We start from the raw sequence: 15,203 nt of genomic DNA on the forward strand, positions 1-15,203 counted from the left end.
ACCTGCAATCCATCCGCGATTGTGAAATGACCGGCCGCGACTACATAGGCTGCGGATAAGTTTCTGGGATGATCAAGCGGTACAACGAATGATGTGCCTTCGCCTCTGGCATATCGTCAAGGCGACAGAGTACCCTCATTGAGCCCGTCCATTTCATTGTCTGCCCGCCGTGCCCAGCTATGCATCCCGCAGTTTTCGAACCGCCGACTGGCATTGGCAAACTTGCGACGTGCGCCCACGCCGTTACCTGTCATCTGATCTATGTAGGCGAGTTCGAGCAGGCATTTTGCAAATGCAGGTTTAAGATGGAGATTGCGGGCGATATCTATCGCCCTGGTTAAATCGTCACGTGCTGTGATGAAATCACTGTCTATCCGTGTTGCCAGCTGTGCCCGTGCCTTCAGCGCGGAACACAGGTAGCTCAGCTCATTTGCGTTCTCTGCAACGCTGATCGCCACGGCCATGTTTTTCCGCGATTCGTCGATTTCTCCGGCCATCAGTGCTATTTCAGCCAGTCTGGCACACCATCTTGATCGACCTGCAAAAACACCAATTTCCATCGAAGTGTTAACTGCTCGGCGCCCAAATCGAAGGGCCTCGGTGCTGTCACCCCTTTGTGCCAGCAACAGTCCCATTTGCGAAGCAAGAACCGGTGTGAGATAGGGCAGATCATGGGCATCGGCAATCTCCAGAGCTTCAGCCGTCACCTTGAATGCAGATGCAGATTCACCTTTGGTCAGCAGGACAAAGCCAAGTGCGGTTTTGGCATACATTGTGTCGAAAACCGTGGTCGAGGATTGTCCGGCCAACATTTCGCGAGCGAGACTTTCAGCGTCCGAAAACTCACCAAGTTCCGCCTTCGATACCGCCAGCCAGTACCGGCACATGAGCATTGGATGTACCAGCAAACCTGCAGGTGCAGGGCCATCTGCGGGTGAAATCTTTGGAATGGTCTTTTTGATGACTTCGATCGTTTTCGCGAACTTTCCCAGTGCATAATACGATTGTGCCAGACAAATACTTGCGGACACCAAAGCCCTGTTATCCTTGGCTGATTTTGCCAATGATATCGACTTGCGTGCCATTTTTTCGGCACCGGATGGCCCCCGCTGAAGATATTCGTGAACAGCCATCAGTCCGACAATGCCGGCAAGGCGTGCCTTGTCGTCAATTTCCTCAGCTATCTCACCGGCTGCACTAAGCAATTCTTCCGCCTCGTGGAGTTTCAGGACCTGCACGAGAACCGAGCGCAGGGAGATTCGAATGTCGATGGATTCAGCAGCATTGATTTCAGCGGTATCAAGCCTGTTAAGCGCATGCAGCGCATTGCTGAAGTGAATTGCGGCCTCGCGCGGCGCTGAATGCTGGGCCGCCTTTTCCCCTGCGGCCCGGCAATGAACGATCGCCTCACGCCACTTCATTCCGTTAAATGCATGGTGTGCCAGCGCCTCATGGGGAGGCGCTCGACCGGCAGGTAGTGCTGCAACGAAAGCGGTGAACGCAGCCGCATGCAGCCGAACGCGATGCCGTTTCAAAAGCGTCGAATAGCAGACTTCCTGAAACAGCGGGTGGCAGAAAGAGTAGCTGGCGACCTCGCCAATATTATCATGGGAAACGAATTCAAGCCGCTTCAGGTATTCCAGTTGCGTGATGACCTCTGCCTCTGGTCGTTCCAAAATCCGTGTCAGGACATCGCCTGAAAATCGCTCGCCAAGTACGCTGGCGGCTAACAATATCTCCTTTGCCCCGGCCTCCAGCAAATCTATTCGCTCTGCGATTATTGCCCAGATCGACGCCGGCGGTTGCGCCTTCACCAGCGCGATACGGTTAGGACTTGGCTCGACATCCGCGACAGCGTCGTCCATCATCCGGATGCATTCGCGCAAGAAAAGAGGATTGCCCTGTGCCCATTCTTTGATCCGCGCCAATACCCGTGTTGGTGAATCGTTGCTAACGACATGCTCAATGAGTTCATCAGCCTCTGTCTGGGTCAGGCCCGTTAAGCGGATGGTTTTAAAGTTGCTCGTTGTTGCCCATCCGGTCTGAAATTCCGGGCGCCCGGTAATCAGCACCAAAACCCGTTGATCTTCGATCGATTCAATGGCTTTTCCCAGCAACTCCACCGAACATGAATCTGCGTTGTGTACGTCTTCGAAAATCAACACCAGGGGTTGGCGAGTGCTGGCATAGGTGAGACATTTCAGGATTGCCTTGTTGACCAGCTCATGCTGGATATACGGATTAAGGGAATGCCAGTCGGATTTGGGTTCGCTTATATCGAATAGCTCAAGAAGTGCCGACTTGATTTCAGCATCACTAGCGGCATTGTCGACAAACTGCGATATCTGTGACCGCCGCTCGTCCGTCTCGGCATTTAATGCACCCATGAGATCTAACAGGATCGTTCGAAATCCATGAAAGGCAGCGCCGCTTTGATGGCGCCCGTTGTTGACTCTCGCCACTCGAAACTCACCCGGCATTGCGGCGACAAACTGGTTGATTAACCGGGTCTTGCCGATGCCGGCTTCTCCCGAAATCAAAACAACCTGTCCGCGACTTTCCATCGCTGATTCATGGGCCGATTTGAGGTTGTCTAATTCTATTGACCTACCAACAAAAGGTTCCTCAATCGGGGCAGTTCCTCGGTCACTGGCGCGAAGCCCGTCTAAAACGAAAATCTCAATTTTCTCGTCGAGGCCCCTGACGTTAATCTGACCCATCGACCTGGTTTCAAATTCGCTTCCGATCAATTCCTTGGTGGACAGTCCCATGACGGCGCATCCGTCCGGTGCAGCGGACTGCAAACGTGACGCGATGTGAACTGTTGCGCCGGTTGCGTCGTAGTCAATCGAAAAATCGTTAGTCCAAGTGCCAAGGACAACTTCACCCGAAAAAAGGCCAATTCGAACATTTAGCATCGGGTGGAGCTTTCGCGCATTTTTGATGCGCTCAGACAATAGCAGTGCGGCGTGGCAGGACCTCGCGGCGTGATCGGCCTGGGCGATCGGTGCTCCGAACACCGCCAGAACACCATCTCCAGTCGTGGACATCACAGTCCCGGAGTACATATGGATCGCGTCCTTCATCAGGGAAATCGCGAATGAAATAAACGCGTGAGCCTCTTCCGGATCAGAGTCCTGGATGGCGGCCAGAGATCCAATCATGTCGACGACCATTATCGTAACCAGTTTGCGTTCGGTAAGTAGATCACCTCCTCTGGCCGGAATCTGTTGAAGCGGGAGTTGATTAGGCGTGGGAAAAGGCTGGCCGGGGTTTTTCGTTACCTTCGCTCCGCAGGTGCCGCAAAACTGCGAGCTATGCGAATTGACATGTCCGCATTGCAGGCAGGTAACAGGTGCCTGTGCGCCGCAACGTTCGCAGAAAGGGCTGGGCACCGCAAAACGATGCCCGCATTCAATACAATGCTTGGCCACGGCATCGTTTTGATTTTGCAACACTATCTCCGTATCAAATTGTTGCTACCCGGCCTGGCACGAAGAAAGGGTTTCAGCAGATTGCTTCGATCAAAGCAGAGACGGCAACGCCGCACTGCATCGACACCAACGCCCTCGGTTCGCCCAATGCTACCTGGGGTGCATGCAATGCAATACAACGTCTGATGTCGTCGCTATCATGCGGTCCTGAGTTGATGACTTTAATTCCCCGGATCAATGCCGCTTTGTTCGGTCTTGAATGCTGCGATCCAATCACCTGCCACGATGCTTCAGCTTCTGTATTACCCTCCACGACAAGTTTTGCGGTCACGTCTAGCGCAGATATTGCAAATGTATCTTTTTTGTCGCCGGGGACAGCTTCCAGCAGTCCTTGAATTTCACCAACGCCGAACGGCGCAAAAAAAGCGCCCCTCCAGGGCTTATCTTGTCCGGTTTGCAGATCTGGAGCCGTAATCCAAATGTAAAATGGCGACCCATCGGCTCGTGTCGCTGCTCCGATAAATTCCTTATCGTCTATTTCGTCGGCTCTTAATCCCAATGACTTGGCGACATTTATGCCATCCCCGCGGAGATTCATCATCAAATCATATGGAATGGGAAATATTCCCGGTGTGCCACCCGGCAGCGGTGCAATCATGCAAGTCAAATTCGCCTCCCCAATAAAAACAAATGAATAAGTATTAATTCCACCTCATCGGCAATGATAGCTCCATTGAATGTAATTTGGAACAAGTAGTTGAGAACACCATGCCAGAGCCACAACTTCCGGGCGTGTGCAATTAACTTCGTTTCGGCCTTTTGGGCGTGACTCACGTCACCACCACACATGCTCGCATGCGGAGTGGCGCTACGAGAAATAGCTAAGCAAAATCATGTACTTAATCGAATTCGAAGTTTGATCGATGGGGCTTTAAAGCGAATGTCCGCTTTTGCGAGGCTGCAATACAACAGCTAGCGGATTCTCAAACAGCCGCTCAGGATCGAAACCCACACTCAACCAACAACCGGACTGCCGGGCACATCACTAATCCTTCGCAATAACGCAGCTTTCGCGGACTTGTCCGTTGAAAGCGTCGACCAGTCCGACGTCGCTGAGCCTTGGGCCGGCATTGCACACGAGGGACGCGCCGAAGAGCGCCTTGAACACCAGATAGGGCGGCTGCCAGTCGACGAGGCCGTCAGTGGCTTTTCTCACCTCGGCAAAGGCAGCGGCGACATCCTCCAGCGGTTCCGGGGAAAGCAGCCCGGCAATCGGCAGTGCAAGGGATGCGATAACACTGCCGCCCCGCACGACCGCAATGCCCCCTTGCGTGTCGCGCACGGCATTGGCAGCGGCTGCCATATCCTCCGGCTCCCGGCCGAAGACCGTCAGATTGTGGCAGTCATGCGAGACCGAGGAGGCGAATGCGCCGGACCACGCGCCCCAGTTCTCCATGAACGCCACGCGCACCGGCGTGTTGCGGCCATAGCGGTTGACGACGGCCATGCGGATCATGTCTTCGGGAAGCACAAGCCGGCCGTCTTCAACCTCGACGTCGCGCTCTCCCCATTCGGGGAACCTCGGCCTTGAAAGCGTTGCGATCCGGGCGCGCGGCCCGTTTGCCGTCACCTCGAAATCGGCGGGCGAAATGCGCGGCGCGCGCATGGTGTTCAACAGGTCCTTGGCCACCGGCTGCACCGGGGTCTTGCTCAGGAGCGCACCGTATCTTGCCTCGACTTTTCCATCCATGATCACGGTCGCGGGGCGAACCTCCGCGAGATCCGGCACAAGGGCGATATCCGCCCGCCTGCCGGGCGCGACAAAGCCGAGGTCCGGTCGGCCGATCCGTGTTGCCGCATTCAGCGTTGCGGCGCGATAGGCCCATTCGGGCGGCAGGCCGTGTTCAATCAGCAGGCGGATTACCAGATCAAGGCCGCCCCTGCTGAAGAGATCGTCGGCGAAGACGTCGTCCGTACACAAGGTGACGGTCTGGGGAAGGTGACCGAGGGCGCACAGCGCCCGGGCGAATTCCGGAAGCAGGTGTTCATGCGAGCCGCGCAACTCGATGGTAAGACCGGCCTCCAGCTTGGCGAGAAGATCGTCCGCCGACGTCAGTTCATGGTCGGTTCCGACACCGGCGGCGGCATAGGCCGCAAGATCGGCTCCGGCAAGGCCGCGTGCATGACCGCAAATGCGTTTGCTGCTCGCAAGGCCAGCATTGACGATATCGCGCACGCGCGGATCGCCGCTCAGCAGCGGCTGCATGGTCATGAGTTCGGCGGCGCCGTGGATTTCAGGATTGTCGAGGAGTTTTGCAACGGTGTCCGGGCCGAAATCGCCGCCGCTGAACTCGTATCCGGGGGCCGAGGGCACGCAGGTCGGAGCAAGCGGCAAAAGCCGCAGGATGGTATCGCGCGCCGCTTCAATCGCATAATCCACACCGGCCATGCCGCAGGCATTTGCCAGTTCGTGCGGGTCCCACACAACAGTCGTGACGCCGCGTGGAACAACCGCCGCTGCATATTCGGCGGGCGTTACCATCGAGCTTTCGACATGCATGTGCGTGTCGATGAAACCGGGCAGGGCGTAGGCGCCCGCGGCATCGATCCTGTCTTCGGCATCCTTGAGCCGGCCGGGCTCATGCACGCTGGCAATGAGGGCGCCGGTAATGCCGATATCGGCCTTCCTCTCCCTGCCGGTGACCATGTCGAGCACACGCGCGTTTTCGATCAGGATGCTGAACGGGCGGCGGCCCTGCGCGGCCTCGACCGCATCGGCACGCATGCGGGGATCGTTCAGATTTGCGTCACGCGCCATGTATTCCATCCTTGGCAAGAGCATTAAGGCAGATTTGCGCGGCGTCCGGGCGCACCTTCACCGCGAGACGGGTGCGTCCCGAGGGCGACGGCAAAAACCGTGTCGCGCCGTATGTTTCGTCCGAAACGACCGATACGTGCATTTCGCAGCGTTCGAATTCGAAAAACTCCGGCTCAAGCGCCGCAAGCGCTGCGACGGGATCGTAAATGCTCATACGGTCGCGTCCTCGCCGCAGCGCAATGTCGAGATATCCGCCGAGGAGGTCAGCAGTCAACGGGTCGGTGGGCGGCAGGTCCGATGGGCCGAACGATACCTTGCGGCAAAGTATGAGATCGACCACGTCCAGCGGCAGCCCCGCCGCGGCAACAATGGCGGCGGCTTCCGGGTCGGCAACGGCGTTGAACTCGGCAAGGGGGGTGTGGTTGCCCGGACCGTTGCTGCCGCCCATCCAGACAAGCCGCGTGATCTTTGCGGCCGCCACCGGCGCCCGCTGCACGAGCTTTGCAATATTGGTCAGCGGCCCGATGGCAAGGACCTCCCGGCGCGCACCGGAGGGTGCTTCGGCAAGCCATGTGCGTAAAGCGTCAACCGCGTCCTTTTGTATCTCGGCGTCCGCGACATCGGGCAGGTGGCGCCCGCGGCTTTGCATGCCTCGTGGTCCGAGGATGTTCTCGGCCGTTTCAGGCTTGCGTTTGAGCGGCGCGGCCGCACCGCTGTACATCGGCGCATCGAGGCCGTAGGCCTGCACCACGCCAAGCGCGTTGGCAACGATCTGCTTTAGCGATGCATTGCCGGCGACCAGAGAAATGCCGGCAATCTTCACCCCTTGACGCTTGAGCAACAAGAGCGCCCACAAATCGTCGAACCCGAAGTCCGTATCGACCCAGATTGCGCTCATGCCGCAAGTGGCCTCGCTGTCGACCGCGGCAAATCGAAGGCGATGCTCTCACCCAGCGGCACTTCGGGTGTTTCGATCGGTGCGTCCGCCTTGATCTGGCCGAGCGCGCTGTCGAGCACATATTCCCTGTGGCCGCCTGCAAAACTGCTTGCCAGGACACGGCCGCTATGGGGTCCGCTGCCAACGGAAACACCACCCGGCCGCCACGCCAGCAATGGCGCCCCGGCATCATAGGACAGCGGCAGGCTTCCCGCATCCGAGACCAGTGCGTCGTTTTCGACCCGAAAGATGTTTTCAAATCCCATGAACTCCGCCGCAAAGGCCGTGGCCGGTTTGGAATAGAGCTCATTGGGGGTGCCCAACTGCTCGATCCTTCCTTCCTTCATCAATACGATACGGTCGGCAAGCGCCAGCGCCTCGGCCTGATCGTGCGTGACAAAAACCATGGTAACACCGGTCTCGTTCTGGACGCGCTGCAGTTCGGTGCGCATTTCGAGCCTCAGCCGCGCGTCGAGGTTCGATAGCGGTTCATCCAGCAGCAGCACCTTCGGTTTCATCACCAGGGACCGTGCCAGCGCGAGGCGCTGTTGCTGTCCGCCCGACAATTCGGCCGGTTTGCGTTTTTCGAATCCCGCAAGGCCGACGGTCGCTATCCCAGTCTCGGTGCGGGAACGGATTTCCGCCTCCGCCAGCCGTTGGAGCCGCAGGCCGAATGCGACGTTTTCAAAGGCGCTCAGATGCGGGAACAGAGCATAGGATTGGAAGACCAGCCCGATGCCGCGCTTGTTGGCGGGCACCCGGGTCACGTCACGTCCGTCAATTGTGATCCTGCCCGATGTTGGTGCGAGCAGGCCGGCGATGGCCCGCATCGTGGTTGTCTTTCCGCAGCCGGACGGCCCGAGCAACGCAATCAGTTCCCCGTCGATAATGTCTAGGTCGAGGTCCGGCACGGCAACCGTCTTGCCATAGGAAAGGGTCAGGCCGGAAAGAGAGACGAGTATTTCAGACATAGCGAGAGAATCCCAAAAGACGTTCGGCGGCAAAGACGATAGCCAGCGACATGAAGGCGAGCATCGCCGAGAGCGCCGCAACTGACGGATCGTAGGTGATTTCCATATAGGCCAGCATGTCGATGGGCAGCGTGCGCACACCCGGCCCGGACAGGAACAGGGATACCGGAACCTGGTTGAAGCTGGTGACGAAACCCAAAATGAACGCTGCGAGCACCCCGCCGCGAATATTGGGCAGGACGACCTTCATGAACGCCTGCAGCCGCGAGCACCCCAGAAGCACTGCCGCCTCTTCCATATCGGCGCGCAAATTGTGCAGGCTGGAGGACACGACGCGCACGGCATAGGGCAGCACCAGCGCCGTATGGGCCATGAAGAGCGCCATCGTGACGGTAAAATCTAGCGGCACGACGAGATAGCGCAGCAGCGCCAGCCCGACGATGATGCCCGGCACGATGATCGGTGCCGCGACGATCGTGCGAATGGTTTCGTCGCCCGGCAGCTTGTAGCGGTTGAGCGCATAGGCCGCCGGAATGCCGAGGATCAGTGCCGTCAGCGTTCCGAATACCGCAAGGAACATAGAGAGCATGAAGCTGGCGCGGAAGCTCTCGACCGTAAAGACCTTGGCGTACCATTTGAGCGAAAGCCCGTCGGGCGGGAATGCCAGGGACTGGCCGGCGGAAGCGCCGGCAAAAATGATGATCAGAAACGGGCCGATCAGGAAGGTCAGGGTCAGCCCGAGGATGAGCCAGTTTGCAAGGTTCCTCATCGCATCATCTCCGTGCCGACGCGATGCGCTTGAGCAGCAGGTTCGCCGAAAAGGACATCACCATCAAAATCATCGCGATAACGCTGGCGGAAACGAAATCATTGGCGACATTCACCCGCTGATAGAGCAGCGTCTCGAGCATCAGGACCTTCGACCCGCCAAGGATAGCCGGCGTGATATAGGCGGTCAGCGCCCCGGTGAAGACCAGTGTGCCGCCGATCACCAGCCCTTCCTTGGTGAGCGGCAGGATGACCCGGACAAAAACCTGAAGCCAGCTTGCACCGAGCACCCGTGCGGCTGGAATGACGTCACGGGGAATGTTCTCCATTGCCGAGACCAGTGATATGATCATCAGCGGCATGAAGAGCTGCAACAGTCCGAGGAAAACGGCGGTCTCTGTAAAAAGCAGACGGATCGGCGTTTCCGAAAGGCCGAGCCCGACGATTGCGTCGTTGACGATGCCGGTGCGTCCGAGAATGACGATCCACGCATAGGTGCGCGCCACTGGCGAGATCATCAACGGCAGCACCACCAGGCCGAAGACGCGGCCGCGCGCCGTCGGTCCCAGATTGACAATGCAAAAGGCAGCGGCATAGCCGATGACCGCCGCTGTTCCGGCCACCAGGACACCAAGCTTGAGGGTCCGGAAAAAGACCACCTGATTGAGCGGCTTGGCGAAGAAATCCGTATATCCGCTCAACGTCCAGCCGGTGTCCGACTGAAAGGCCTCGGACAAAAGGATGCCGACGGGTACGAGAAACAGGAGCAGCGAAAAGAATGCCGCGGGCAGCGCCAGCGCCAGGCCCTCTCTGGTATTGAGGAACATCGATGCCCTCCGATCTTGCCGTGTTGGAACGGAGGGCGGTCGCAAGACCGCCCGGCAGTGTTACTTGATGACGTCAGCGTTCCACTGCTCGACCCAGGCTTCGCGGTTGTCGATAATCGTCGCCGGATCGAGAATGTTGAGCGACTCGATAAGCTCGGCCCCGTAAGTCAGGTTGTCGGCAACCTCCTGGCTTACCTTGACGTCCATATTGGCCGGGCTGTCGATCAGGGCTTCGGCGATCCGGGTCTGCACCTCTGTGGAAATCCAGTAGTCCATCAGCTTGTAGGCCAGCTCTTCGTTGCCGTTGCCTTTGGTCATGATCATGACGTTCATGCCGCCGGCCTGGCCTTCAGCGGGATTTGCCCACGCAAAGGGAAGGGGCGAACCCTTGAAACGGCTCCAGGCGAAGCGGCCGACGGGCGCTGCAATCACCTCTTCCTGATTCATGAGCTGTGCAAGCTCCGAGGACCGGGAATAGAATGTCACGATGTCATCGGCCTTTTTGCCGATCTCGGAAATGACGGGGCCGAAATCATCCGGTTTACCGCCCATTGCCTTGTCCAGCATCATCAGCGTCAGCGGGCCCTGCGTGCCCGTGATGTTCGGCAGCGCGACATTGCCGGCGAGCTTCTTGTCCAGAAGGTCGCCCCAGCTTTCGATCTCCACAAGGTCTTTGCGGTAGACGATCGAGCTTGCGTAAAACGTGTAGCCGACCGCCATGTTGTTGCCGATCGGGTCCTGTGCCGCCGGATACAGCCTGTCGAAGCTGGAGAGCTTGGACGTATCAAGGGGCGCGATCAGGCCCTTTCGCGCAAGGCTGAGCGCATCGTGGGAAGAGATAACCGCCATGTCGATGACCGGATCGTCGGCATTCGCCTCGATCTTCGCCATCCGCTCGACGCTGTTTCCGGTTTCGATGACGAGATCGCAGCCGCAGATCTCCTCGAAAGGATCGTAAAGCGCCTTCTTGTAGGCATCCTGCGCAAAGGAATAGACCGAGATGGTCAGCGTCTTGTCTGCTGCCATCGCGGTTCCGGTCAGTGCGCAGAGCGCCACGGCTATCGGTAGGGTCAGTTTCATGGCATTTCCTCCTGGTTGGTTTTTGGGTTTGACGTCGAATCCCGCACCACAAGGCGCATGGGCACTGTCTCTCCCGCTTCGGGCTGGGTTTTACCGCCAATCATCCGGGTGATGAGGTCAATGGCCCGGTCGGCAATCGCCTCGACATTCTGGGCAACGGTGGTGAGCGCCGGATGCATGGACTTCGAAAATGATAGATCGTCAAAGCCGGTCAGGCTGACATCTTCGGGAACGGAAAGGCCGGCGCGCATGAGCTGCGAGCGCACGCTGAGCGCCAGCAGATCCGATGTCGTCATGACCGCCGTCGCGCCGCTGGCGATCTCACCGGGCACGCGTGAAATGCCTTCATCGCCCCACAGCACAGTTGTATTGGTGCCGTCCGGTAGCGCCGCGGTCATCCCTGAGATCCTGTCGCGCTGCACTTCCGAGATCGGATCTCCGCCGAGAATGACAATGTTGCGGTGACCGAGCTCCGCGATGTGGCGGGCCACGAGCGCGCCGCCGCCGGCATGGTCCGCGGAAACGGAATTGTTGGGGTCGGAAGCCGTGTTGATAACGACCATCGGCACCGGCTGCGGTTCGGGCGATGTTCCCTTTTGCGGCACGACGAGCAAACCGTCGACGCCGCGATCGACGAGCCGGCCGAGCGCTTCGCTCTGCTCATCGGCGCTGCCGCGCGAATCGGCAATCAGGATACCCAGCCGGTGGCCGTCGGCTGCAATGGAAAGGGTCTGGGCAATGCGCGGAAACAGCGGGTTGGTGAGGTCCGGCATGACCAGCCCCAAAATACCGGTGCGGCCGCTTTTGAGGGCGCGGGCGGTTATGCTGGGGCGGTATCCCAGTTCCGCCGCCCGGCTGCGGATGCGCTCGATCATCTCCGGTGATACGCGGCCCTTGCCGGTCAGCGCATTTGAAACAGTCGCCGCCGAGACGCCGATATCCGTCGCAATTTGCTTGATGCTGACCAAAGCTCGCTCCCTGCTTTAACGTTTAATCATACCCAGATTTGCCGGTCAAGCAATAAGTTAAACGTTTAATCAGCAGGTTTTTGTAATTGCCGATGGGAGCCGGGTGGGGCAGTGACGGGTATCGCCGGTTTCAGGGGAGGGCGTGGTCGTCTCCCCCTGCGCAAAAATGCGGCGAAGGTCAGAAGCGGACTTCCGCTGCAGATAGCATCAAGGTCTGATGTGCGCGGACGAAACCGGCGTTCATTTCCACAGGACAAATATCTGCTCTTTCAGCCGTTGTGGTCTCACAGGTTGCGAAGCAAGAAGGACAGATAACAGGTGAGTTCGAAGACGTCGGCTAGGTTCTGGTTGATAATAAGCGCTTATCCGGCCTTTCGCCCAAACCACATACGGCTGATCAAACGGTCCTTGCGCACGAACTGGTGGTAGGCCCACCCTAACACGTGCAGAGCGACCAATAGCAGTATAAGCGTGGCGATGATCCCATGCGCTGTACGCGCAGATATGTCATTGAAACTGGCGGGCAAAGGCGCATCAGAACCACCGAATGCGACAGCAATTATATCCGCAGAAAAGGCAATTCCCAGGCCGCTGGCCACCATCGCAAAAACCAGCAGATACAGTGCCGCGTGCGTAACTCGCGCACCGAAATCGAGCGTGGAATGTCCGGCATCTGCATTTGGCGGCTTGCGCGTGAACACACGGATCGCAAGACGAGCCAGCATCAGCCCGCCAATGCACATGCCCCAAATCATATGTCCGGTGAGCACTGAGATTTTTTGAGGATCGGAGTTTTTGATATCTGCGAGCATCGGTCCGCCGACAACCAACGAAATGAGGATCATGATCGCAACAAGCCAATGAAGCGTTACAAGCAAAGGGTGATATCTGTTCATCGAACGGTTCCTTCTGAAGCCGACATGCGCGTAACGGTCCCGCCGTCCGCGACATTTTTCGATGCGATTTAACAGATGGTCATTCGGTCAAGAATATAACAAAATGGAATATGCTGTTACGAATATAGAACACATGGCAACGATATGAGATCATTTGATTGGGAGCTACTGCCATACTTTCTCGCCGTCGCCCGGACGGGCAGCTTGCGCGCCGCGGCTAGCACGATCAATGCGAGCTATGGAACCGTAAACCGGAACATTCAGGCGCTGGAGGCCAGTTACGGTGTGCGCCTGTTTCACCGCTCCAAACGCGGGTTCACCCTCACGGAGTTCGGAGAGGCCCTGCTGCCCGTTGTTGAAGATGCTGAACAAACGATTCTGGCTGCGCGCAGAAAGGTGGAAGGGTTGGATAAGAGCGAGTCAGGTACAATCCGCTTCTCGCTTTCTCCGACACTTGCCTATGACTTTATCGCGCCAATTATCGGTCGCTTTAACGAAAAGTACCCGAAGATCGACATCGAATTTCACCTGACGTCAGAAGTTGAATCCATCACCAACGACGAAACCGACGTCTCGCTTCGCGCTGCAGATAGCGTCATGGATGATGTTGTTGCGCGAAAGCTCTTCAGGCTGGTTTTGGGTGTATATGCGAGTGAGACTTACATTCAAAACGTTTTCCAGAACGCAGGCCATCAAGGCGAGGGGTTGAGTTGGATTGGATTGGCTGACGAAAACTGGCGCCCGCCGTCGATGCTCCAAATGGCTCAGATACGGCACCGGGTGAGCGATGGTTATATGCGTGCCTGCCTGTTGAACCAGCACTGCGGGATGTCGCATATGCCAGCCATATTCGAGCATGCATTTCCAGACCTTCGCCGCGTACCGGGTACAGATCTGTTAAAAGGTCCGTGGCTGTGGATCTTGCTGCATTCGGATCTTCAAAAGACGGTGCGGGTTCGCAGATTTGTCGACTTTCTGGCAGAGGAACTGCTCTCTTTGAAACATGCACTGTAATTTGCGATCAATGGCCTTCTTCGCACCGATCGCGATTGAATTCATTGTTGGAACGCCGCTTCTTGTGCTGTTCCTGTTGTGGCGGTGCGAGTCTTCGAACAAATTGGTGACCGATCGATGACTGGCCCGTTGATTGCAGTGGGGGTGAGCGGACATTCGCTGCGGTGTGTACCAATGCGGACAAAGGAGACCCTGGGTTGGCATCCGACTGGCAAAACGATTGTTACAATTGTCTGACACAGCAAGGCCGCATCAGGATACCGAAACAAGTGTCAGATATGCTGCCCCTAAGATCCCGGTTAGCAAGATCAGCGCCCAAGAACTTGGATTATTAAACTCATATGCCGGGTGCTTTCGGAAAATCCAATGCAGCCCGACATGAACAATTGCGAAACCCGCAAGGCCGAGCCGCAACCCGTTTGAGGGCTCTCCGTCCCCGCCTAACAACAGCAATGCGAAAATAGGTGCGTGGAACCATATGAAAAATTGTTCTGCACCGCGATCGGGCAAGTGACTCAATAGCGGCAAAACACGCCATTCATGTCTCTTGACCGCATCGAGCTCATGCGTGAAGAAAACGCCCACCATCAGATAGTAGATAATGTCGAACACTGCTGCTTGCTCCATAATCGAGTTTTCGACGGCTGCTTCCTGCGACCGAGAATTAGACCGTTGTCGCAGGGAATATTAGTGTCAAGTTAATGAGGCGGTGGGCCGCTTAGGGCTCCGAGTTGTCATTCGCTGCGGAATGGTCCTGCAGCAGTTCCGGGCCGGTTACGGCCCTGACCGTTTGGACGGCAGTTGGCGCTTTGCCGGGCTAATTGTTCGGGTTGAACCGAACCCGGAACACCTCTGCGTCGCCAGGTGCGCCATTCAAAAGCTGTTCTGCAGCGTCATTCCACGGAAGAAGTGAAATCGACTTGCCCCTGTAGGCCTGTTCCGGGCTGTCGCCGGTCAAGGGCAGCGAGAATATCGGAGCGGAAACGGCATTCGCATCGCCTGTGATTATAACCGCATAGTCGCCATCGGTGTTCAGCGCGATCACTTCATCTATGGGCTGGAACAGGTGGCCATCGGACATATGGTCCATTGCGGCATCCCGGTCCGAACGAATGCTGACAAACCTCGGATCTCTTTGAAATGCCGCACGGTTTTCAGAGGCCGGCCAGGCGCAGAACACGCCCATAACCGGGGTCATGCCCTCGACGTTTGTGGCCTTCACGGCGAAACCGGCCAGTCGCGTGTATTGATGTTCAGCCAGCGCCGAACCCACAGCAGGGAAATATTCGGTGGACATCCAGGCCTCTTTGCCGGGGACTATTTTACCAAAGGCGAATTCCAGGCGGCTGTCGGATTTCAGGACAAGTTCAGTGGTCATTTGAGGTCTCCTTGATTGCATTGACGGAAATGTAAGTGGACAGAAAATGATTTGAAATGACGGTTTCCGGGGGTTTATGGTGCAAAAATCGACCACCTCAGGAGAGCGTATT

The 15,203-nt window shown here is 57.4% G+C and carries 13 protein-coding genes; 1 reads left to right on the plus strand and 12 read right to left on the minus strand.

Features of this window, described 5'->3' with window-relative positions:
* Window positions 1-116: 116 nt before the first annotated feature.
* The 10 genes from ABVT35_RS05870 to ABVT35_RS05915 all read right to left on the minus strand — a co-directional run bounded on the left by ABVT35_RS05870 (window position 117) and on the right by ABVT35_RS05915 (window position 12,699).
* The gene (locus ABVT35_RS05870; RefSeq protein ID WP_368465347.1) at window positions 117-3,455 is read right to left on the minus strand and encodes an adenylate/guanylate cyclase domain-containing protein; all 3,339 of its coding nucleotides are present in this window, start codon (window positions 3,453-3,455) and stop codon (window positions 117-119) included.
* A 52-nt stretch (window positions 3,456-3,507) separates the two neighbouring features.
* Window positions 3,508-4,092 carry a hypothetical protein gene (locus ABVT35_RS05875; protein WP_368465348.1) on the minus strand — a complete coding sequence of 195 codons (585 nt, stop codon included), beginning with the start codon at window positions 4,090-4,092 and terminating at the stop codon, window positions 3,508-3,510.
* Window positions 4,093-4,479: 387 nt separating this feature from the next.
* Entirely contained in the window at window positions 4,480-6,261 is a 1,782-nt protein-coding gene (locus ABVT35_RS05880; protein WP_368466280.1) for an adenine deaminase, read from the minus strand.
* Window positions 6,242-7,150 (minus strand): nucleoside hydrolase, encoded by a 909-nt coding sequence (locus ABVT35_RS05885; RefSeq protein WP_368465349.1) that lies wholly within the window; start codon window positions 7,148-7,150, stop codon window positions 6,242-6,244. The genes ABVT35_RS05880 and ABVT35_RS05885 overlap by 20 nt, the downstream gene beginning before the upstream one ends.
* Window positions 7,147-8,160 carry an ABC transporter ATP-binding protein gene (locus ABVT35_RS05890; RefSeq protein ID WP_368465350.1) on the minus strand — a complete coding sequence of 338 codons (1,014 nt, stop codon included), beginning with the start codon at window positions 8,158-8,160 and terminating at the stop codon, window positions 7,147-7,149. The genes ABVT35_RS05885 and ABVT35_RS05890 overlap by 4 nt, the downstream gene beginning before the upstream one ends.
* Window positions 8,153-8,929 (minus strand): ABC transporter permease, encoded by a 777-nt coding sequence (locus ABVT35_RS05895; protein WP_368465351.1) that lies wholly within the window; start codon window positions 8,927-8,929, stop codon window positions 8,153-8,155. Before ABVT35_RS05895 ends, ABVT35_RS05890 begins: the two co-directional genes overlap by 8 nt.
* Before the next feature lie 4 nt (window positions 8,930-8,933).
* Window positions 8,934-9,755 (minus strand): ABC transporter permease, encoded by an 822-nt coding sequence (locus tag ABVT35_RS05900; protein WP_368465352.1) that lies wholly within the window; start codon window positions 9,753-9,755, stop codon window positions 8,934-8,936.
* A 60-nt stretch (window positions 9,756-9,815) separates the two neighbouring features.
* Window positions 9,816-10,835, minus strand: coding sequence for an ABC transporter substrate-binding protein (locus ABVT35_RS05905; RefSeq protein WP_368465353.1), 1,020 nt, complete (start codon window positions 10,833-10,835; stop codon window positions 9,816-9,818).
* The gene (locus ABVT35_RS05910) at window positions 10,832-11,803 is read right to left on the minus strand and encodes a LacI family DNA-binding transcriptional regulator (RefSeq protein ID WP_368465354.1); all 972 of its coding nucleotides are present in this window, start codon (window positions 11,801-11,803) and stop codon (window positions 10,832-10,834) included. The genes ABVT35_RS05905 and ABVT35_RS05910 overlap by 4 nt, the downstream gene beginning before the upstream one ends.
* A gap of 362 nt (window positions 11,804-12,165) precedes the next feature.
* Window positions 12,166-12,699 (minus strand): cytochrome b, encoded by a 534-nt coding sequence (locus tag ABVT35_RS05915; RefSeq protein WP_368465355.1) that lies wholly within the window; start codon window positions 12,697-12,699, stop codon window positions 12,166-12,168.
* A 144-nt stretch (window positions 12,700-12,843) separates the two neighbouring features.
* On the opposite strand from ABVT35_RS05915, the gene ABVT35_RS05920 reads away from it, so the two are divergent.
* On the plus strand, window positions 12,844-13,713 hold the full coding sequence (locus ABVT35_RS05920) for a LysR family transcriptional regulator (protein ID WP_368465356.1): 870 nt from the start codon (window positions 12,844-12,846) through the stop codon (window positions 13,711-13,713).
* Between the two features lie 252 nt (window positions 13,714-13,965).
* Here ABVT35_RS05920 and ABVT35_RS05925 read toward each other — a convergent pair whose 3' ends face one another.
* Both ABVT35_RS05925 and ABVT35_RS05930 read right to left on the minus strand, forming a co-directional pair.
* Complete coding sequence (locus tag ABVT35_RS05925; RefSeq protein WP_368465357.1) at window positions 13,966-14,340, minus strand: DUF6713 family protein; 375 nt, start codon at window positions 14,338-14,340, stop codon at window positions 13,966-13,968.
* Between the two features lie 190 nt (window positions 14,341-14,530).
* A complete protein-coding gene (locus tag ABVT35_RS05930) occupies window positions 14,531-15,091 on the minus strand; it encodes a hypothetical protein (protein WP_368465359.1) in 561 nt (186 codons plus the stop codon).
* Window positions 15,092-15,203: the final 112 nt, after the last annotated feature.

It is taken from the genome of Hoeflea sp. TYP-13 (genome assembly GCF_040932035.1).
GTDB lineage: Bacteria > Pseudomonadota > Alphaproteobacteria > Rhizobiales > Rhizobiaceae > Hoeflea_A.